Genomic DNA, 20,382 nt, shown 5'->3' with positions numbered 1-20,382 from the left:
TTTTGTTAAACTGAGGTAAAAAGAAAATTATGATGCGAATCGCGCTCTTCCTGCTCACCAACCTGGCGGTGATGGTGGTTTTCGGGCTTGTGCTAAGCCTGACAGGAATTCAGTCGAGCAGCGTTCAGGGTCTGTTGATTATGGCGCTGCTGTTTGGTTTTGGTGGCTCGTTCATCTCCCTGCTGATGTCGAAGTGGATGGCATTGAAATCGGTAGGGGGTGAGGTTATTGAACAGCCGCGTAACGATATGGAACAGTGGCTGATGAATACGGTGGCTCAGCAATCCCGTCAGGCCGGGATCGCCATGCCGCAGGTGGCCATTTACCATGCTCCGGACATCAACGCGTTCGCCACGGGTGCCCGCCGCGATGCGTCACTGGTCGCTGTTAGCACCGGACTGCTGCAGAACATGAGCCGTGACGAAGCCGAAGCGGTTATCGCCCACGAAATCAGCCATATCGCAAACGGTGACATGGTGACCATGACCCTGATTCAGGGCGTGGTAAACACCTTCGTGATCTTTATCTCCCGCATTCTGGCGCAGATTGCCGCTGGCTTCATGGGCGGCAACCGTGACGAAGGCGAAGAGAGCAACGGCAACCCGCTGATCTATTTTGCCGTGTCGATGGTGCTGGAACTGGTATTCGGTATTCTGGCGAGCATCATCACGATGTGGTTCTCCCGCCACCGTGAATTCCACGCGGATGCCGGTTCTGCGAAGCTGGTTGGTCGCGAGAAGATGATTGCCGCGCTGCAGCGTCTGAAAACCTCCTACGAGCCGCAGGAAGCGAACAGCATGATGGCCTTCTGCATTAACGGTAAATCCAAATCGCTGAGCGAGCTGTTTATGTCTCACCCGCCGCTGGATAAACGTATTGAAGCGCTGCGCAGTGGGGAATACCTGAAGTAACGCAACAAAACACAATAAGCCGGGCAGGAGAACACTCCGCCCGGCTTTTTTTATGCCTGAACCCTGGGCTGGGTCACCCGCAGGCCGCTGACGATAGCCGCGAGGGTGGCAAGTACACCGGCGGTGAGGAGGGCAACATGGTTGCCGTTCTGGCCTGCGAGGTTAAACATCAGGGCGACCAGCGCTGCACCGGTGCTTTGCCCAAGCAGACGCGCGGTTCCCAACATGCCGCTGGCCCCTCCGCTGCGATGGCGCGGTGCTGAGGTGATAATGGTGTGGTTATTGGGGGACTGGAACAGCCCAAACCCCGCGCCGCAGAGGATCATGCGCCAGATAATGTCCAGATCGGAAGGCGACGAGGGCAGCAATGCCAGTGCGAAAAGGCCTGTCGCCATCACCGCCAGCCCCAGCGCCCCGAGTAAACCGGCATGAACGCGTTCAATTAAGTAACCTGCCAGCGGGGCCATCACCATGGTCGCCAGCGGCCAGGGGGTGAGCAGCAGTCCGGTCTCCACTTCTGACCGGCCTACCACGCTCTGCAGAAAGAAGGGCAGAGAAACCAGAGCCAGCATCTGGGCGCAAAACGAGCAGACGGACGTGCAAATGGAGAGCGAAAAGAGGGGAATTCGCAGCAGATCAACGGGCAGCAAAGGCGCGGGGAGGGTGAGCTGGCGGCGAACAAAGAAGAAGCCGATCGCCAGCAGGGCGATGAGCTCCGCGCCGGTAAGCATCAGCGATTGTCCTTGCGCAAAGCCGCTCAGCGCCGTAATCAGCAGGCCGAAGGTCAGGGCATTCATCACCGCACTCGTCACGTCGAAGCGCGGCATGCTGATTTTGGGACCGTTAGCGGGAAGAAAGCGCAGGGCAAAGAAGATCGCGAGGATACCCAGCGGCACGTTAATGGCGAACAGCCATTGCCATGACGCGACGGAAAGGATCGCCGCCGCAATGGTTGGCCCGGCGGCTGAAGAGACGGCCACAATAAACGAGTTTATCCCCATCCCGCGCCCCAGATGGCGCTGGGGATAAATCAAGCGGATCAGCGCCGTGTTTACGCTCATCAACGCCGCGCCGCCAAAACCTTGGGCGATGCGCGCAAGCGTCAGGGTATGCAGTGAATCTGAAAGGGCGCAGAACAGGGAGGTAAACGTGAAAACCACCAGGCCACACTGATACACCCGGCGGTAACCGAACATATCGCCCAGGAAAGAGAACGAGAGCAGTGAAACCACAATCGCAATCTGGTAGGCGTTAACAATCCAAATCGAACTGGCGGGTGAGGCATGCAGGTCGCTGGCGATGGTTGGCAGGGCAACGTTCGCAATCGCGCCGTCAAGGACGGCCATGGAGATACCGATAATGATGGTCGCTATTGCGCCATACCGCTGGGGTAATGGCAGGCCATCGGAAAGATTCTTGTCCATCAGGAGTAAAAAGCTCAGCGTGAAATTATTCTCAGGGTAACTATTTTAGCATTGTTACAGCCGCGATATGTCGCAGATTTGTAACGAAGTAAACGCGGATTGATTGCAGCTGACATGACGGGAACTTATAATAAAAACCAGTTCTGATTTTTATAAAACACTCGCTATGAGGTGGTAAATGGCTATTGCGGATTTGGATAAACAACCAGATTCTGTTTCTTCCGTGCTGAAGGTGTTTGGCATCTTACAGGCGCTTGGAGAAGAGCGTGAAATAGGTATTACAGAGCTGTCACAGCGCGTGATGATGTCAAAAAGCACCGTTTATCGCTTTTTGCAAACCATGAAGTCATTGGGTTACGTTGCGCAGGAAGGCGAATCTGAAAAATATTCTCTGACGCTGAAGCTGTTTGAATTAGGTGCGCGTGCGCTACAAAATGTTGACCTGATCCGCAGCGCGGACATTCAGATGCGTGAAATCTCTCGCCTGACCAAAGAGACCATTCATCTCGGTGCGCTGGATGAAGACAGCATCGTTTACATCCATAAAATCGACTCCATGTACAATCTGCGCATGTATTCGCGCATTGGGCGCCGCAACCCGCTCTACAGTACCGCGATTGGTAAGGTTCTGCTGGCGTGGCGCGATCGCGAGGAAGTGGAGCAGATCCTCGAAGGCGTGGAATACAAGCGCAGCACGGAACGAACCATTACCAGTACGGAAGCGCTGCTGACGGTGCTCGACCGCGTGCGCGAGCAAGGGTATGGCGAAGATAACGAAGAGCAGGAAGAGGGGCTGCGCTGTATCGGCGTCCCGGTATTTGACCGCTTTGGGGTGGTGATTGCGGGCTTAAGCATCTCTTTCCCAACCTTACGCTTCTCCGAAGAGCGTCTGCATGAGTATGTGACTATTCTGCACACTGCCGCACGTAAAATTTCTGAACAGATGGGCTATCACGACTACCCGTTTTAATCCCTGCTGAAATAAAAAAACGCCGCATCTGATGCGGCGTTTTTTATGCCTCATGAACCTGGCTGATTAGCCGTTATCAATCACGACGGATGTTTTACGCAGTACAGGACATTGGGTTAAGCCAATGATCCCGCTGTCAGTATGCAGATACTGGGCGGTGCTCATTCCTTGTGCGGTTAGGTATTTACACTGAATGCCTAACCCGGCTGCGTTTTCTGTGCTCCCCACAAGCACACCATAGCCCGTTAACAGAAGGCCAATCCAGACAAGGGCCAGTGCAATAATTGTTCGAATGATGAATCGCATTATTACCTCTTTTATCGTTGTTATCGTAATGCTAGCGTAACGTGTTTACGCAATGAAACAAGTGCAGCATTCTTAAAAACCGCGATGGAGGCGCAGTTAGCCCTTGTTTAAGATAAGCGTGATAATCTCGTTACATCAGGTCCTTAGACGGAGTGTGGAGTGAAAAAAATACGCTGGGTAATTCTGATTATCGTACTGATAGCGTGCGTGGTGTTATGGACGCAGACGATCAATGTGATGTGCGATCAGGATGTACAGTTTTTTAGCGGCGTTTGCGCAATCAACAAATTTATTCCGTGGTAATACACATTTTTTCTCAACGTGATTTCCTTCCTTCACGCCAGTGGTAAAATAGACGTTTTTATTGAGGTGGTGAAATGGGTGAGTTACTGAATTCAGGGCTGCTGAATATGGCATCCCTGATGATTTCTTTGGTGGTTCTGCTTGTGGGGCTGGTCATCTGGTTTTTCGTGAATCGGGCCAGTTCGCGTACAAATGAGCAGATCGAACTGCTGGAAGCGCTGCTCGATCAGCAAAAACGCCAGAATGCATTGCTACGCCGTCTTTGCGAGGCTAACGAACCGGAAGAGAAAGACGCGCCGAAAGACGCGGTCGCTGAAGATAACAAAGACGAAGACGACTTTATCCGCCTGGTGGCTGAGCGTTAATCTTTTTTGTCCTGGGAGGTGGCTGTGGTCTGGAAAAATCCCTGGTATGACCCCTCCCTGAAACATCATACCCCGAACGGTTTTCGTAATACCCTTCCTGTCGGACATCAACCCGGTGACCTTGACCGTTGGCGTAAAGCGCGCAAAGAGGCCGGTTTACCGAAGCCGCCCGCGCTGGGTTATGACGATTTCATCCGCCAGTGGTGGCAACCGGTTGAGCTTGCGGCATCTCATGAAGATGGGGTGTGGTGGCTCGGACACGCGAGTGTGTTGCTGCAGCTGGACGGCAATATCATCCTTACCGATCCGGTGTTTTCACGACGTGCTTCTCCGCTGCCTTTCCTGGGACCCCAGCGCAAAACGCCTCCCGTACTGTCTGTCGAGCAACTTCATCAGCTTGATGCGGTTGTCATCTCCCATAATCATTACGATCATCTTGATGACGCAACCATTCGCAGAATCCTCAAGCGCTTTCCCGACGTCTGTTGTTTCGTTCCGTTGGGCCTGGCCGACTGGTTTCGTCGCCGGGGAGCAAAACGCGTGGTCGAACTCGACTGGTGGCAGAGTTTCACCTGGCAGGGGATGACGCTGACCGCCGTGCCAGCACAGCACTGGAGCATGCGCACGCCATGGAACCGCAATCGTTCCTTATGGTGCGGCTGGGTGATGGAAGGACGGCATCACCGTTTCTGGTTCAGCGGTGATACCGGCTATTCGCCTGAGCTGTTGTTGATTCCTGAACGCCTGGGCCAGATAGATGCCGCCGCGTTGCCGATTGGTGCCTATGCCCCACGATGGTTCATGGCTGTTCATCATATGGATCCGCAATCAGCGGTGGCATTGTGGCAGCAGCTGGGCTCACCTCTGGCGTTCCCTATTCACTGGGGCGTGTTTGAACTGGCAGATGAAGCTTTAGATGAACCTGTGCAGGAGTTAACTCACGCACTCGATAATTTAGCACCAGTTAACCATTCTTTCAGAATACTGAAAATTGGTGAATATTTATCCTTCTAAACGAAGCGATAAATTGTTGCATATATTGTTGATGTAAACGCGCGCAGGAATGTTTTATTTTTATCGAAACGTTTTGCTTGCCTTCTTTTGATGCAGAGTCATAAAAATTTCATTATTTTGGTGCATAACGCTGTTTATTCGCTGGTGCATTTTAATACAGATGGAAGCGGGTTTTTAACAGTGTTTTTTCTCTGAAACAATTTGGTCGCGTTACAATGATTTAAGCATAACTTTTCACAAATTGTTCTAACTCAATCAGGAGGAAAGATTTCTTTTCCTGGTTGCTGGACGGTTCGTAATGAATGAGCTATGTTAAAAAAGTCTTAGATTACAGCGGTTGTGCAAGCAATGCTGGGTCTTTGTTACGCAGCAGGGCTGTCTGTACGCGATGCGCATAATTGTGCAAAACCTGACAGGCACTGTTCGAATTTGTGCGGCGGATCGAGACATGTTTAAAAATGGCTTGCCATATTAAACATAGTGTGTGATAACACGTTTTGGGTCAAACGAGGTACAGTTCTGTTTATGTGTGGCATTTTCAGTAAAGAAGTCCTGAGTAAACACGTTGTCGTTGAATACCGCTTCTCTGCCGAACCTTATATTAGTGCCTCATGCAGTAATGTCTCAGTTTTATCTCAGTTAATGCCTGCGGGCTAAGAAAACACTCTAAGGAATTTTGCAAAATGGCAAAGATTAAAGGTCAAGTTAAGTGGTTCAACGAGTCTAAAGGTTTTGGTTTCATTACTCCTGCTGACGGCAGCAAAGACGTGTTCGTACACTTCTCTGCAATCCAGGGTAACGGCTTCAAAACTCTGGCTGAAGGCCAGAACGTTGAGTTCGAAATTCAGGACGGCCAGAAAGGCCCAGCTGCAGTTAACGTAACTGCTATCTGATCGAACCGCTGCTGACTGAAGTGCCCGGCACTTCACTCTCAGACATAAAGCCTCGCCTGTCGCGGGGCTTTTTTATGTCCCTTATCTTTCAAAATATTACCATCCACGGTCTTGTTAGTAACTTGTTGCAAAGCTGCGAGGTTAGTAGCACTGTTTTGCCACCCTAAACCCATCTTTTCCCGTTAAATCAGTGCGTTGTTTTACAGTCCTGGGGTTCAGGTGAAGAAGAAATCGATAGCGACCGTCGGAAATTTCACGCCGGCGCGTTTTGTGCTGCTCTGTTTAGCTATTTTTTGTAGTCTGGCTTTTCTGCTGGGCCGCGTTGCCTGGCTGCAAATCATTAAGCCTGACAATCTGGTGAAGCAGGAAGATATGCGATCCCTCCGCCAGCTGGCGATTGATGCGCCGCGCGGCATGATAATGGATCGCGAGGGCCGCCCTCTGGCGGTGAGCGTGCCTGTCCAGGCCGTCTGGGCCGATCCTAAGACGGTGCTGGCAAAAGGGGGCGTCAGCCTTGATGAGCGCTGGCAGGCGCTGGCCAGCGCGCTGCATCTCTCCCTCGGCACGCTCTCGGCACGCATCAACGCCAACCCGCAGGGTCGTTTTATTTACCTTGCCCGCCAGGTCGATCCGGCACAGGCAAAGTGGATCGATAAACTGAATCTGCCCGGCATCAATTTACGCGACGAGTCCCGCCGTTTTTATCCTGCTGGCCATGTGGCAGCGAACCTGATTGGTTTCACCAATATTGACGGGCAGGGCATTGAAGGTGTGGAAAAGAGCTTCAACGCCCAACTCACCGGCAAGCCGGGCGTGCGTCAGGTGAGGGAAGATCGCTACGGGCGCGTGGTTGAAAACCTGACAGAAATTGCGCCCTCACCGGCGCATAACATTCAGTTAAGTATTGACGAGCGGCTGCAAACCATCACCGAAGATGCGCTCGACAATGCCGTGGCCTGGAACAAGGCCGAGTCGGGGGCATCGGTATTAATTAATATCCCAACCGGGGAAATACTCGCGATGGCGAGCTATCCGGATTTCAATCCCAATAATCGGGAAGGCGCGACGATAAATGATTTCCGCAACCGCGCGATCAGCGATACGTTCGAACCCGGTTCGACCGTCAAGCCGCTGGTGCTGATGACGGCCCTGCAGCAGGGCCTGGTCCAGCCGGACAGCGTGATTGACACCCATCCGTATACCCTTGACGGGCATCGCATTCGCGACGTGGGCTATTACCCTGAGCTGACGATGACCGGGATCCTGCAAAAATCGAGCGACACCGGCGTTTCCCGGCTTTCTCTGGCGATGCCCGTTCAGCACCTTATTGATACCTATCGAAACTTTGGTTTTGGCACCAATACGGGGCTTGGCTTAACGGGGGAAAGTTCAGGGCTGTTGCCACAGCGTAAATACTGGAGCCAGCTCGATCGCGCGACCTTTGCCTTCGGCTACGGGCTGATGGTCACGCCGCTCCAGCTGGCCCACGTCTACGCCACGATTGGCGGGTTCGGGCTTGAGCGTCCTCTCTCCATCACCCGCATCGATCCCCCCGTTATCGGGCACCGCGTCATGCCGGAAGAGATTGCGCACGAAGTGGAGCACATGATGGAGAGCGTTGCGCTGCCGGGCGGCGGTGGCGTCAAGGCTGCCGTGCGTGATTACCGGGTGGCGGTGAAAACCGGCACGGCGAAGAAAATTGACGATAGCGGGAAGTATGTCGATAAATACGTCGCCTACACCGCGGGCGTTGCGCCTGCCAGCAATCCGCTTTTTGCGCTGGTGGTGGTGATTAACGATCCGCAAAACGGGGCCTACTACGGCGGTGCCGTCTCCGCGCCTGTCTTCAGCGAGATTATGGGTAACGTGCTGCGTCTGGAGAATATCAAACCTGACGGATTACCGGCGGGGTCCGATCACCTTATCGTCATGCGCTAACCGGGCGTTTATAACAGGGGCGAATAGCGGTACACTTCGCCCTTTGATTATGCTCCGGAGTAGCCATGTCCTTCAGCTGTCCCCTTTGTCACGCCCCCCTGACCTACTCAGATAAACGTTATACCTGTCCGCAGGGGCATCAGTTTGACCAGGCAAAAGAAGGCTACGTGAATCTTCTGCCGGTGCAGCATAAGCGCTCGCGCGATCCTGGCGACAGTGCAGAGATGATGCGGGCGCGCCGCGCGTTTCTCGATGCCGGGCACTATCTGCCGCTGCGGGAGACCGTCGCGCAGAGGCTGAATGACATTCTGCCTGCTTCCGCCACCGCCATGCTCGATATCGGCTGTGGGGAAGGGTACTACACCGCACGGTTTGCGGAGGTCGCTCGTGAGAAGGGCGCACAGACATTCGGTCTGGACGTGTCGAAAGTGGCCATTCGCGCGGCGGCAAAACGTTATACCAACGTGACGTTCTGCGTGGCGTCCAGCCACCGGCTGCCGTTTGACGATGCCAGCATGGACGCGGTTATCCGCATCTACGCGCCGTGTAAGGCGGAGGAGCTGGCGCGCGTCGTTAAACCGGGCGGATGGGTGGTCACCGTGACGCCAGGTCCGCGTCATCTGATGGAGCTGAAAGGGCTGATCTACGACGAAGTGCGTCTCCATGCCCCTCATTCTGAACAGCTGGCCGGTTTTACCCTAAAGCAGGCGGAATCGGTGGCGTACGAAATGACGCTGAAAGGGGAAGAGGCCGTCGCGTTATTGCAGATGACGCCGTTCGCGTGGCGGGCAAAACCTGAGGTATGGGAAACGTTAGCGGCACACTCAACATTTCGCTGCCAGACGGACTTCAGCATCCACGTCTGGCAGCGCGAAGATTAACCGGCGAAGTGTGCCCAGAGGATCTGGGCGCCAATGCCAATCAGCACAATCCCCCCGAGGATCTCGGCGCGTTTACCCAGCAGCGGGCCGATAAACCGTCCGACCATCATGCCCAGCGTGGACATAATCAGGGTTGCACAGCCAATAGCCAGCGCGGTGGCGATAATATTGACCTGCAAAAATGCCAGACCGACGCCGACGGCCATCGCATCAAGGCTGGTGGCAATAGCCGTGGTGACCAGCAGCCAGAAGCCGTGGCGGTGCTGCGGCTCCTCGTCTTCATCATCGCCGCCGCGAAAACCTTCAATGACCATTCGGCCACCGAGAAACACCAGCAGGACGAAGGCAATCCAGTGGTTCCACTCCAGCACGAACTGGCTGGCGAGCATGCCAAGTCCCCAGCCGAGAAGCGGGGTCAGCGTTTCGATAGCACCAAAAATCAGGCCGGTACGCAGGGCTTCTGAGAATTTAGGTTTGTGGAGCGTGGCGCCTTTTCCGATGGAAGCAGCAAACGCGTCCATGGACATGCCAAAAGCGAGAAGGATCGTAGCGGAGATATTCATAACAGCGTCCAGACCGGGGATATCCATATGACACATCACTGCCCCCAGTAAACAGCAGTTGATGTATCTATGGTCTCGCCTGATCGCAACGCACATAAGACATGCGGTAAGCGATCCGTACGTGCCACGTTTTTCAACGAGTATGTTGACACGTACATTTCCTGCGAACAGGAAATCGGCTACTCCCCAACGACGGGCGCAACCTTAACATATTTTGAGAATATAAAACAACAATGAAAAGGCATTATTTAAATCGTTTGTTGATAACGATTTTCATTTGTCTTTAAGCGTGAAAATATCGTTAACAAATAGCATTCAAATTAGCGGTGGGGATATAGCTTTGGCTATATTGCCTGCGCAAAATAAAGACAAGTTATAGCCATTGCTATATAGATAACTCATTGAGTTTTAACGAGTAACTTGTATATCTTTTCCAGGTCATCAATATTCTTCACCCGAATAAGCAGGCGGCGTTGTTCTAATTGCATCACCAGCACGCCGTCCTCGGATAAATTCATCTCTTTAATACGGTTATATTCTATCCATACATTGGCGAAGAAGAATCCGTGGGATTTAAAAATGATTTTTGGTATGCGGATCCAGAACAGATAAATCGCCGTTAATGCCAGCGCACATAATAACCATGTGGTTAATAATGCACCATGGCTGGTGACGTTATTGTAAATAAGAATGGCGATGAGGCCCACGAAGATAAAGGCATCCACGCGCCCGCGTCGTAGCAGGGGAAGGGAGAGCAGCGTCTCGCCGTGACGGCGCGGCATGATGAACTCGTCATAGATCGCATAAGCCAGAAGGGCAATAATAAATAAAACCAGTACGATGTCCGTGGCAGTCATTCTTCCTCCAGATAACCAATAAAAAACCGGGGGCAAGCCCCCGGCGTCTAACGTTATTGCATTACAGACCCAGCAGGCCGACGGCGTAACCCGCGATACCGATGACGAAGAAGCCAACGATGATCCACAGCGGGTTCACTTTCTTACGCAGCAGCCACATACAGGCGAAGGTCAACAGCAGCGGGACCAGGCCCGGCATCAGCTGGTCCAGAATCGTCTGCACGGTGGTGACGCGGGTCTGACCATCCTGTCCGGTGATGGTCGATACCACCAGCGGGATGTTCACGTGCGTCCACTTGTTAACCAGTGCCCCCATGACAAACAGGCCGAGGATTGACGCCCCCTCAGTCAGTTTCTGCAGGAAGCCGCCGCCCATGTCCTTAACGATGTCCACCCCTTTACGGTAGCCGTAGGCCACGCCGTAGTAACGGGTCAGCAGACGCACGGCGTTGAACAGGATGAAGAACAGCAGAGGGCCAAGCAGGCTGCCGCTCATCGCGATACCGGCACCCAGCGCCGCGAACACCGGACGAACGGTACCCCAGAAGATCGGGTCACCGACGCCGGCCAGCGGGCCCATCAGGCCGACTTTGATACCGTTGATGGCACCATCGTCAATCTCTGCACCGTTCGCACGCTGCTCTTCCATCGCCAGCGTTACGCCCAGAACGGGCGCCGCAACGTAAGGATGGGTGTTAAAGAATTCCAGGTGACGCTTGATGGCCTGACGGCGCGCTTCGTTATTTTCCGGATACAGGCGTTTGATTGCCGGTACCATGGAGAAGCAGAAACCCAGCGCCTGCATACGTTCGAAGTTCCATGAACCCTGAAACAGGTTAGAACGGATGAACACGCCACGAATATCACCCGGAGTGAGTTTTTTCTCGGTGGTAGTTTTTGTCATATCAACCATGTCGCTCACCTGTTAGTCCAGTTCGTTATCGAGATCGTTGTTACCAGCAGCCTGCGCTGGGGCACCCGCGACGCGGTTATATTTCGGGCTGAGCTGGATGTAGAGAATCGCCATTACCGCACCAATCACACCCAGTGCAACCAGGTTGAAGTTGGTGAATGCCGCGGTCACGAAGCCGAGGTAGAAGAACGGCATCAGGTAGCCTGCGCGCATCATGTTGATGACCATCGCATAACCAACGACCACGATCATGCCGCCCGCGATGTTCAGACCGCCGGTGACCACTTCAGGAATGGCGTTCAGCATGCTCTGGACTTCACTGGTACCGACGGAGATCGCAACGATAACCGCCGGGATCGCGATACGCATCGCCTGCAGGAACAGGGAAGAAACGTGGATCCACGACAGTGCCGTGAGGTTGCCGTTTTCGGCGGCCTTATCCGCTGCGTGCTGGAAGGCTACGGTGATAGTACGAACAATGATGGTCAGAACCTGGCCTGCGGCTGCCAGCGGGATCGCCAGGGCGATACCTGCACCAATACTCTGGTGACCGGCAATAACCAGAACGGTCGAAATGATAGAGGCCAGCGCGGCATCAGGCGCAACTGCCGCACCGATGTTCATCCAGCCCAGGGCGATCATTTCCAGGGTACCACCGATGATGATACCGGTTTTCATGTCACCCAGAACGGCCCCAATCAGCGTACAGGCCACCAGAGGGCGGTGGAACTGAAATTCATCAAGTACGGATTCCATACCCGCAATACATGCGACGACGAACACCAGTACAATCTGAAGAGTGGTAATCTCCATTGCACTTCTCCTATTACATAAACTTTATGTGAGAACCGGCGCGGGCTTATTTCCCAACTTTGCCGATCAAATCCATCATTTTCAGTTTTTGATCCGTGGAAACCTTACGGGCTTCCAGCTCAATACCGCGCGCATTCAGCTTGTTGAATGCCTCGATATCTTTCGCATCAACTGAAATGGCGTTGTTGACCTGCGTTTTGCCCTGACGGAAGGCCATACCACCAATGTTAACGGAGGTGATTTTCACGCCGCCTTCAACAATGCGCTCAACGTCTGTCGGGTTAGTGAACAGGAGCATTACGCGTTCGCCCGCATATTTCGGGTTGTTGTAAACGCGGATCATCTTGGCGACATCCACGACGTGCGCGGTAACGCCAGGCGGAGCAACCTGAGTCAGAAGGGTTTTACGAACGGTGTCGGCGGCCACTTCGTCGCTGACCACGATAATGCGTTGAACGTTGGTCTCTTTGGTCCAGCGCGTGGCAACCTGACCGTGGATGAGGCGGTCATCAATACGCGCAAGGCCAATCACCATGTAATCATTCGGACCCATCGGTTTTGCCGGCGCTGCCGCTTTCGGTGCCGCTGCGGGCGCAGGGGCAGGTTTTTCCACCGGCTGTGCTTTCAGGGCTTTCACCCCTTCACGGCCCGTTTCAACGGCCAGGGCCACCAGCTCGTCGAAAGACGGATTGTCGTCGCGCGCCATGAAGGTTTCCACCAGCATGGGGATATTGACCCCGGCGACAACTTCATAGTGCTCTTTATCGACGACAATGCGGCTGGCAGCATTGAACGGGCTGCCGCCCCATGTATCAACGAGAAACAGCACGCCCTTGCTGGTATCCAGCTTCGCGAGTTGAGCGTTGTACTTCTCAATCAGCGTCTCGGCGTTTTCACCGGGAACGAAATCGATCCAGCCGACGTTTTCCTGCTCGCCCAACAGCATCTCTGCCGTTTTGAGTAGCTGCTCAGCAGCCCAACCATGTGTGCCTATGACAATAGCAATGGTCACTTGCTACCTCCTTTTATTATCATTAATACGCCTGCCGGGCAGTCGTACTGAGAATCGTATTGGCGAACCGAATCGATTCAGATAAGGGTTAGAGTTCAAAAAACTAAGACTTCCGCGAATTATTTTAGATAGTGAAAAAATAATTTATGTGATGAAGATCCGTAATTTAGCCACGCGCGACAGATTTATCTTAAGGGTACAGCCACTGTGTTACAGATCTTTGCAAAGGAACGTAAATCTTTGCTAAAAATGCATTGTGTCTGATATGTTTAGCCTCCGTTTAATTGTTCAGGAGTATAGGGCTACAGCCCACTATATGGACCGTCACCGACGTCAGTCATCTTTCAGGCCATTTCGCGCCTTTTTCACCGGCGATCCTCGCCACGTATCGACTCTGTCTGCCTCTGTTTTGCCCACGTTGAGTGGGGCACCGTTTCGTCGTTCCTTTAGCAGGAGCTTGTCATGGAATTCTTAATGGACCCGTCAATCTGGGTAGGATTGCTCACGCTGGTGGTGCTGGAGCTTGTTCTCGGCATCGATAACCTGGTGTTTATCGCCATCCTTGCGGATAAGCTGCCGCCAAAACAGCGTGATAAAGCGCGTCTGATTGGTCTCTCGCTGGCGCTGGTCATGCGACTGGGTCTGCTCTCCGTTATCTCGTGGATGGTCACGCTGACCAAACCGTTGTTCTCCGTCATGGATTACACCTTCTCCGGCCGTGATTTGATCATGCTGATCGGGGGGATATTCCTGCTCTTCAAAGCGACGACAGAACTCCATGAGCGGCTGGAAAACCGGCAGCACGATGATGGTCACGGTAAAGGGTATGCCAGCTTCTGGGTAGTGGTGCTGCAGATCGTGGTGCTGGATGCGGTCTTCTCGCTGGATGCGGTGATCACGGCGGTCGGCATGGTGAACCACCTGCCGGTCATGATGGCGGCGGTGGTTATTGCGATGGCGGTTATGCTGCTGGCGTCGAAACCGCTGACGCGTTTCGTGAACCAGCATCCGACGGTGGTGGTGCTGTGTCTGAGCTTCCTGCTGATGATTGGTCTGAGCCTGGTGGCGGAAGGCTTTGGCTTCCATATTCCGAAAGGCTACCTGTACGCTGCGATTGGCTTCTCGATCCTGATCGAGCTGTTCAACCAGATTGCGCGTCGTAACTTTATTAAGCAGCAGTCAAATCAGCCGCTGCGCGCCCGTACCGCGGATGCCATTCTGCGTTTGATGGGCGGTCGTCGTCAGGTGAACGTTCAGTCTGATTCCGAAAACCACAACCCGGTTCCGGTGCCGGAAGGGGCGTTTGTGGAACAGGAACGCTACATGATTAACGGCGTGCTCTCTCTGGCCTCCCGTTCGCTGCGCGGCATCATGACGCCGCGCGGGGAGATCAGCTGGGTCGATGCTAACCTGAGCGTGGATGAAATTCGCCAGCAGCTGCTCTCTTCACCGCACAGCCTGTTCCCGGTGTGTCGCGGCGAGCTGGATGAGATCATCGGCGTGGTCAGGGCAAAAGAGATGCTTGTCGCTCTGGAAGAAGGCGTTAACGTCGAAGCCGTTGCTGCCGCATCGCCTGCGATTGTGGTGCCGGAAACGCTGGATCCGATCAACCTGCTCGGTGTGCTGCGCCGCGCGCGCGGTAGCTTTGTTATCGTTACCAACGAGTTTGGCGTGGTGCAGGGGCTGGTGACGCCGCTGGACGTGCTGGAAGCGATTGCCGGTGAATTCCCGGATGAAGACGAAACGCCGGAAATTGTTGCCGACGGCGAAGGCTGGCTGGTTAAAGGTACGACCGACCTGCACGCGCTCTCGCACACGCTGGGGCTGGAAAACGTGGTCAACGATGAAGAAGACATCGCGACCGTTGCCGGTCTGGTTATCGCCGTGAACGGGCAGATCCCGCGCGTCGGCGATGTGATTGAGCTGCCGCCGCTGCACATTACCATTGTCGAAGCCAACGACTATCGCGTTGATATGGTCCGCATTGTTAAAGAACAATCTGCCCACGATGAAGATGAGTAAGTCTGCTTAACGCAGCGGCATTAAGGGCACGATGTGCCCGTTATGACGCGCTGGCGGGGGAGCACTTCCCGCCAGCCAGTCTGGAAAGTCCCGCAGCGGCATCGGCCGCGCATAGAAAAATCCCTGCAGCACAGGTACGCCGTGACGGCGTAAATAGCGCGCCTGCTCCTCTGTCTCAACCCCTTCCGCCACCAGTTCGATATTCAGCCGCTGGCCCAGCGCAATAATCATATCCGTCACTGTTGAATTCACGGCATCGGTGCCGATGGCGGTCGTAAAAGACTGATCAATCTTCAGGACGTCCGGGTGCAGCTTTTCAAGCCAGGAGAGGGAGCTGTTCCCGGTGCCGAAATCGTCGATAGCAAGCTTCACGCCTTTGCGATGCAGTTCGCGCACGATGCGATAATCCGCGTCCAGCAGCGCATCCCGTTCCGTGAGTTCAATTACCAGCTGTTGGCGCGGACAGGCGCTGAACCAGAGACGGTTCAGATCCTGTATCAATACTGCGTGGCGGAAATGGCTGGCGGCGACGTTAATGCCGATGTGAAAACCGGGGCTGGACGGGAAGTAGCCTATCTGGCGCACCGTTTCAGCGATGACGTAGCGGGTCAGGGGGACAATCTGGTTATGTTCTTCTGCCAGAGGGATAAACACCTCCGGGGTGATCCAACCCTGACGGGGATTATTCCAGCGCAGCAGGATCTCCACGCCAGTGCACGCCTGGGTGCGGGCATTCACCAGCGGCTGGCAGAAAAGCTCAAATTCCCGCGCCACAATGCCCATATCGATCTCCCACGTAAAGCTCATCCGGTTTGCCGTCGCCAGCCAGGCGAGATAGCCCAGCAGCAGGCTGAGCATCAGTCCCAGCGGCAGCTGGGCGGGCAGGCTTTTTAAGGCTAACTCTCCGGGGCCAGGTCCGCCGACCGTAATCGTGAAAGGATTTTGGGTTGAAGACTGCTGGAAAAGGGCGCTTTCCTCATCAAACGTCAGGCTGTCGGTGACGCGTTGACCGTAGCGTAAAAAGCGATTGCCGACTGTCAGCACCACGTCACTGATGAGCGGACGCTGGGGCTCAAGGATCATTCTGGCGATCAGGTCGATATTGATAATCTCGACGACGCCATCTTCACCGTCCTGAGAGACGGGATACCACTGGATCAAAACAGGGCTGCCCTTAAGCAGCCACTGGTCGGTCGATAAAATCAGCTTCGCCGTGCTGGCAGGGAGCTCCTGAAGGACGTCACGCACAGGCTCGCTGCGGCTGCCGAAAATACTCGAACAGTACAGGATACCGTCTTCGATCAGGGCAATGGAGCGTACCGTCTGCAAAATGGCTGCCTGCTGCCGCAGCGCCAGTTGCACCTGCAGGCAGGGCTGCCCCACCAGCGGCTGCAGCACGTTGCGGTGGTTTTCCAGGGAAAGCAGAACGTTATCAAGGGCGCGAACGGTATGGCTGGTAAAATCGAGGATCCGCTGTTGGTTAACGTTGCGCTGGGAGATAAAGCGAATGCCTAGCGTCAGGATGAGCGTGAGGAGCGCAACCGTCACGCAGACGATAACGCGTTTTCGGCGATAATTTTTAATGATCGTTTGTGCAGTTTGCATGAACGGTCGCCTGGTAAGCCACCAGCCACAAAAGCCGGACGCAACAGTCAAAGTGTAGTGGGGAAAGCAGAAGGAGACGAGGAAGAAGAGGGAAATTCGCCCATCCGTTGCAGATGGGCGAAAGGCAGTATTAGTCGCACTGCACCTTAATGGCCAGGCCACCACGGGACGTCTCGCGGTATTTCGCGTTCATGTCTTTGCCCGTTTCGTACATGGTTTCAATCACCTTATCCAGCGATACGCGAGGTTCGCTGGTACGGCGCATCGCCATACGAGAGGCGTTGATGGCTTTCACCGAGGCAATCGCGTTACGCTCAATGCACGGCACCTGCACCTGGCCCGCGACCGGGTCGCAGGTCAGACCGAGGTTATGTTCCATACCGATTTCAGCCGCCACGCAGACCTGCTCAGGGCTTGCACCCAACAGCTCTGCCAGACCCGCCGCCGCCATGGAGCAGGCCACGCCGACTTCACCCTGACAGCCCACTTCCGCACCGGAGATAGAGGCATTCATCTTGTACAGCGCGCCGATGGCACCTGCCGCCAGGAAGTAACGGATATAGATGTCCGGCGTCACGGGCTCAATAAAGTGGTCGTAATACGCCAGCACCGCAGGAACAATGCCGCACGCGCCGTTGGTTGGCGCCGTCACGACGCGGCCCCCGGCGGCGTTCTCTTCGTTAACCGCAAGCGCAAACATATTCACCCAGTCGACCACGTTCATCGGGTCGTTGGAGAATTTGTCCGTGGTTACCAGCATACGGCGCAGAGCAGAGGCACGACGCGGCACGCGCAGCGGACCCGGCAGAACGCCTTCGGTGTTCATCCCGCGATCGATACAGGCGCGCATGGTTTGCCAGACGTTGGCAAAATAGTCTTCAATCTCTTGTTTGCTGTGCAGGGCCAGTTCGTTCTGCATCACCATGCCGGAGAGGGAAAGACCGGTCTGTTTGCAGTAGCCCAGCATCTCGGTCGCCGATTTGAACGGGTACGGTACGCTGACGTCGCCGACGCTGTCTTTGCCAAAATGCTCTTCATCCACGATGAAACCACCGCCGATGGAGTAATACGTTTTGCTGTAGATCTCTTTTTCACCGCTGTAAGCGTGAATGGTCATGCCGTTTTCATGCAGCGGCAGGTTGTCGCTGCGAAAACGCATGCCGTCATCCTGCGGGAAATCGACTTCCTGCTGGCCGTTTGCCAGCAGCAGGCGGCCGCGTGTTTCCACGTCGCGGATGAATGCCGGAATGGCATCAATATCAACGGTATCCGGCATATTGCCTGCCAGACCCATAATAATGGCGATATCGGTGTGGTGGCCTTTACCCGTTAATGACAGCGAGCCGTAAACATCCACGGCGACACGGGTAACGCTTTCCAGTAATCCTTTTTCGACCAGATCATCGACGAACTGTTTACCGGCCTTCATTGGGCCAACAGTATGGGAAGACGAAGGGCCAATTCCCACTTTGAACATGTCGAATATACTAATCACTTTCACACTCCTGACAGGGTTACCGGGGTTCCAGTAACGATGTTATAACTGCGCATAGTGTAAGAGGGAACACCGACCTCGGCTTAACTATTCACATGAATTAAACTAATGGTTAACGATGGGTTTTGCTAATAGCGCGACGCAGATCGCAAACCTGGCAGAAGAGGGCGGAATGTAAAGTATAGTCAAGGTTTCAGGCCGATCTGCAGCGCCAGTTCACGAATGATGCCCGCCGTCATGCCCCAGACAAAATAATGCTGATACCAGGACAACCAGACCCGATGGTCATGCCCGCGACGCTGAATATCCAGCGGGTGGTAACGACTCAGTCGAAGGGCTTCATCCAGCGGCATTTCAAACACCGCAGAGACTTCATCAACGCTGGCGTGATACTGCAGACCCGGCGGGATAATGCCCACCACCGGCGTGACCTGGAAACCGGTGACGCTGTCGACGGGCGGCAGCACGCCGATGATCTCAACGGCCTCCGGCGGAATGGCCACCTCTTCCTGCGCTTCGCGCAGCGCGGCGGCAATCAGCGAGGCGTCGGAGCTGTCTACCGCGCCCCCCGGAAAAGCGACCTGACCGGCATGCTTACGTAAATGGGCGGAACGCTGGGTGAGCAGCAGGCCCGGCTTCGCGCGACGCACGACCGGGATCAGCACGGCCGCCTGACGCTGATTCAGCGCTTCGCGGTTGACCTGCGGTCTTAGTAGCTGAAAACGCGATAAAAAGTCATCCAGCGTCAGGTTCTCTTTTTCCACCCGTGATTACTCCAGTAGTTTCAGGATACGGTTAACTTTATCAAAGGTTTCCTGATATTCCGCATCGACCTGACTATCGGCAACAATCCCGCCCCCGGCTGAACAGTAAAGGTTTCCGTTGCAGGCGGTCAGCGTGCGGATGGTAATGCTGGTATCCAGCGTGCCGCACAGGCTGATATAGCCGATGCTGCCGCACCAGGCATTGCGCCGGTGGGGCTCCAGTTCATCAATGATCTCCATTGCCCGCACCTTCGGCGCACCGGTGATGGAGCCGCCCGGGAACGCGGCGCGCAGCAGGTCGCAGGCCGTGCGCGAGTCTGGCAACTGCGCGGTAATGGTGCTGACCAGATGATGCACCGCAGGGAAAGGCTCGACGACAAACAGTTCCGGCACGCGGACGCTGCCCGGCACGGCCACCCGGCCAATGTCGTTGCGCATCAGATCGACAATCATCAGGTTTTCAGCGCGGTCTTTTGGCGAGGCGGCCAGCTTTTCCGCCTGCTGACGGTCGGCGTCGGGATCGGCAAGGCGTGGCAGCGTGCCTTTAATCGGACGGGTTTGAATGGTCCCCTCGGCCAGGTGAATAAAGCGCTCGGGCGACAGGCTGAGGATCGCCCCCTGGTCCAGACGGACAAACGCGCTGAACGGCGCCTTGTTGCTGGCATTAAGACGGGTAAACGCCTGCCACTCATCTCCCCGATAGGTCGCCTGGAAGCGCTGGGCGAGGTTAACCTGGTAGCAGTCGCCGCTTTGCAGATACGCCTGAACGCGCGAGAATTTTTCGCCATACTCCGCGGCGCTCATGTTCGAGCGCCAGCCGGAGGTCAGCGTGAACGTCTCTGCGGGTGCAGCCTGTTGCGCCTCAAGCCAGTCCAGACGCGCCTGGACGTCACGATGGCTCAGCAGGGAAACCGTTTTTTTCTGGTGATCGACGATTAACGCCCAGTCATACAGCCCCACGGCCATGTCTGGCAGGGAAATATCAGCCTGCGCACGCTCGGGCAGCGTTTCGAAACGGCGGCCCAGGTCGTAACCAAACAGGCCCAGCGCGCCTCCCTGAAAGGGAAGGTCCGGGTTTGGCGTAGCGGATAAGCCCAGCGCGTTAATATCGTGCTGAAGCTGCGCCAGCGGATCGTCCGTCAGCGACAGGTCATCGGTTGTCAGCGTCTTCAGCGGATCGGCGACCAGAATATCAAAGCGGCTGTAGGGATGGTCCGCATGGCCGGAGTGCAGCAGCATCGCAAACGGAAGATGGCTCAGGCGGGCAAACCAGTATTCAGCGGCGTCTGTCCGCCAGGGCAGGGTAATAACAGTGGGGAAGCGCATGTTCATG

21 protein-coding genes, 1 pseudogene and 1 riboswitch are annotated in these 20,382 nt (G+C 55.0%); of the genes and pseudogenes, 11 read left to right on the top strand and 11 right to left on the bottom strand.

Going from position 1 to position 20,382, the window contains the following annotated elements:
* Positions 1-29 precede the first annotated feature (29 nt).
* On the top strand, positions 30-911 hold the full coding sequence (htpX, locus tag ACHH0Z_RS08030) for a protease HtpX (protein ID WP_014884290.1): 882 nt from the start codon (positions 30-32) through the stop codon (positions 909-911).
* 50 nt (positions 912-961) lie between these two features.
* Here htpX and ACHH0Z_RS08025 read toward each other — a convergent pair whose 3' ends face one another.
* Positions 962-2,335 carry an MFS transporter gene (locus ACHH0Z_RS08025; RefSeq protein ID WP_032675029.1) on the bottom strand — a complete coding sequence of 458 codons (1,374 nt, stop codon included), beginning with the start codon at positions 2,333-2,335 and terminating at the stop codon, positions 962-964.
* A 178-nt stretch (positions 2,336-2,513) separates the two neighbouring features.
* Between ACHH0Z_RS08025 and kdgR the strand changes: the two genes are divergently transcribed.
* Positions 2,514-3,305: a DNA-binding transcriptional regulator KdgR gene (kdgR, locus tag ACHH0Z_RS08020; RefSeq protein WP_008500482.1), complete on the top strand. Its 792-nt coding sequence runs from the start codon at positions 2,514-2,516 to the stop codon at positions 3,303-3,305.
* A 66-nt stretch (positions 3,306-3,371) separates the two neighbouring features.
* Here the strand turns inward: kdgR and ACHH0Z_RS08015 are convergent, their stop codons facing one another.
* The gene (locus tag ACHH0Z_RS08015; protein WP_008500483.1) at positions 3,372-3,611 is read right to left on the bottom strand and encodes a YobH family protein; all 240 of its coding nucleotides are present in this window, start codon (positions 3,609-3,611) and stop codon (positions 3,372-3,374) included.
* Positions 3,612-3,770: 159 nt separating this feature from the next.
* Between ACHH0Z_RS08015 and mgrB the strand changes: the two genes are divergently transcribed.
* The 7 genes and pseudogenes from mgrB (at position 3,771) to rlmA (ending at position 9,005) form a co-directional block, all read left to right on the top strand.
* Positions 3,771-3,914 (top strand): PhoP/PhoQ regulator MgrB, encoded by a 144-nt coding sequence (mgrB, locus tag ACHH0Z_RS08010; protein WP_006175995.1) that lies wholly within the window; start codon positions 3,771-3,773, stop codon positions 3,912-3,914.
* A 74-nt stretch (positions 3,915-3,988) separates the two neighbouring features.
* Positions 3,989-4,279 (top strand): YebO family protein, encoded by a 291-nt coding sequence (locus ACHH0Z_RS08005; protein ID WP_008500484.1) that lies wholly within the window; start codon positions 3,989-3,991, stop codon positions 4,277-4,279.
* Between the two features lie 24 nt (positions 4,280-4,303).
* Positions 4,304-5,293, top strand: a complete 990-nt coding sequence (locus tag ACHH0Z_RS08000) for an MBL fold metallo-hydrolase (RefSeq protein WP_084832266.1) — start codon at positions 4,304-4,306, stop codon at positions 5,291-5,293.
* A 525-nt stretch (positions 5,294-5,818) separates the two neighbouring features.
* Positions 5,819-5,963, top strand: a pseudogene (locus ACHH0Z_RS07995) (DUF2627 domain-containing protein).
* A 13-nt stretch (positions 5,964-5,976) separates the two neighbouring features.
* On the top strand, positions 5,977-6,186 hold the full coding sequence (cspE, locus tag ACHH0Z_RS07990; protein WP_001062678.1) for a transcription antiterminator/RNA stability regulator CspE: 210 nt from the start codon (positions 5,977-5,979) through the stop codon (positions 6,184-6,186).
* Between the two features lie 219 nt (positions 6,187-6,405).
* Complete coding sequence (ftsI, locus tag ACHH0Z_RS07985; RefSeq protein WP_045410484.1) at positions 6,406-8,124, top strand: peptidoglycan glycosyltransferase FtsI; 1,719 nt, start codon at positions 6,406-6,408, stop codon at positions 8,122-8,124.
* 65 nt (positions 8,125-8,189) lie between these two features.
* On the top strand, positions 8,190-9,005 hold the full coding sequence (gene rlmA, locus ACHH0Z_RS07980; protein ID WP_045410483.1) for a 23S rRNA (guanine(745)-N(1))-methyltransferase: 816 nt from the start codon (positions 8,190-8,192) through the stop codon (positions 9,003-9,005).
* Here the strand turns inward: rlmA and mntP are convergent.
* The 5 genes from mntP to manX form a co-directional block, all read right to left on the bottom strand.
* Positions 9,002-9,568 (bottom strand): manganese efflux pump MntP, encoded by a 567-nt coding sequence (gene mntP, locus ACHH0Z_RS07975; protein WP_023293941.1) that lies wholly within the window; start codon positions 9,566-9,568, stop codon positions 9,002-9,004. The two genes, rlmA and mntP, sit on opposite strands and share 4 nt — an antisense overlap.
* A gap of 10 nt (positions 9,569-9,578) precedes the next feature.
* A riboswitch (yybP-ykoY riboswitch) is annotated at positions 9,579-9,768 on the bottom strand.
* Positions 9,769-9,966: 198 nt separating this feature from the next.
* The gene (locus tag ACHH0Z_RS07970) at positions 9,967-10,425 is read right to left on the bottom strand and encodes a DUF986 family protein (RefSeq protein ID WP_045410481.1); all 459 of its coding nucleotides are present in this window, start codon (positions 10,423-10,425) and stop codon (positions 9,967-9,969) included.
* Between the two features lie 61 nt (positions 10,426-10,486).
* The gene (locus tag ACHH0Z_RS07965; protein WP_006810994.1) at positions 10,487-11,338 is read right to left on the bottom strand and encodes a PTS mannose transporter subunit IID; all 852 of its coding nucleotides are present in this window, start codon (positions 11,336-11,338) and stop codon (positions 10,487-10,489) included.
* Positions 11,339-11,350: 12 nt separating this feature from the next.
* The gene (gene manY, locus ACHH0Z_RS07960; protein WP_008500490.1) at positions 11,351-12,151 is read right to left on the bottom strand and encodes a PTS mannose transporter subunit IIC; all 801 of its coding nucleotides are present in this window, start codon (positions 12,149-12,151) and stop codon (positions 11,351-11,353) included.
* 46 nt (positions 12,152-12,197) lie between these two features.
* On the bottom strand, positions 12,198-13,163 hold the full coding sequence (manX, locus tag ACHH0Z_RS07955) for a PTS mannose transporter subunit IIAB (RefSeq protein ID WP_008500491.1): 966 nt from the start codon (positions 13,161-13,163) through the stop codon (positions 12,198-12,200).
* A 265-nt stretch (positions 13,164-13,428) separates the two neighbouring features.
* Between manX and ACHH0Z_RS07950 the strand changes: the two genes are divergently transcribed.
* Positions 13,429-13,638 (top strand): protein YoaL, encoded by a 210-nt coding sequence (locus tag ACHH0Z_RS07950; RefSeq protein WP_395149510.1) that lies wholly within the window; start codon positions 13,429-13,431, stop codon positions 13,636-13,638.
* Positions 13,626-15,185, top strand: a complete 1,560-nt coding sequence (gene yoaE, locus ACHH0Z_RS07945) for a CNNM family cation transport protein YoaE (RefSeq protein ID WP_395149509.1) — start codon at positions 13,626-13,628, stop codon at positions 15,183-15,185. Before ACHH0Z_RS07950 ends, yoaE begins: the two co-directional genes overlap by 13 nt.
* A gap of 6 nt (positions 15,186-15,191) precedes the next feature.
* On the opposite strand, the gene ACHH0Z_RS07940 is transcribed toward yoaE, so the two are convergent.
* The 4 genes from ACHH0Z_RS07940 to pabB all read right to left on the bottom strand — a co-directional run bounded on the left by ACHH0Z_RS07940 (position 15,192) and on the right by pabB (position 20,381).
* A complete protein-coding gene (locus ACHH0Z_RS07940) occupies positions 15,192-16,790 on the bottom strand; it encodes a cyclic diguanylate phosphodiesterase (protein ID WP_045410479.1) in 1,599 nt (532 codons plus the stop codon).
* A gap of 130 nt (positions 16,791-16,920) precedes the next feature.
* On the bottom strand, positions 16,921-18,285 hold the full coding sequence (gene sdaA / locus ACHH0Z_RS07935) for an L-serine ammonia-lyase (RefSeq protein WP_008500494.1): 1,365 nt from the start codon (positions 18,283-18,285) through the stop codon (positions 16,921-16,923).
* Positions 18,286-18,470: 185 nt separating this feature from the next.
* A complete protein-coding gene (locus ACHH0Z_RS07930) occupies positions 18,471-19,049 on the bottom strand; it encodes a CoA pyrophosphatase (protein WP_008500495.1) in 579 nt (192 codons plus the stop codon).
* Between the two features lie 6 nt (positions 19,050-19,055).
* Positions 19,056-20,381: an aminodeoxychorismate synthase component 1 gene (pabB, locus tag ACHH0Z_RS07925; RefSeq protein ID WP_045410478.1), complete on the bottom strand. Its 1,326-nt coding sequence runs from the start codon at positions 20,379-20,381 to the stop codon at positions 19,056-19,058.
* Position 20,382 lies beyond the last annotated feature (1 nt).

The sequence above is a fragment of the Enterobacter cloacae complex sp. 2024EL-00227 genome, assembly GCF_043945315.1.
Lineage (GTDB): Bacteria > Pseudomonadota > Gammaproteobacteria > Enterobacterales > Enterobacteriaceae > Enterobacter > Enterobacter roggenkampii.
Note: the sequence above shows the minus strand (reverse complement) of the source record. Positions and strands in the feature narration are given on the sequence as shown.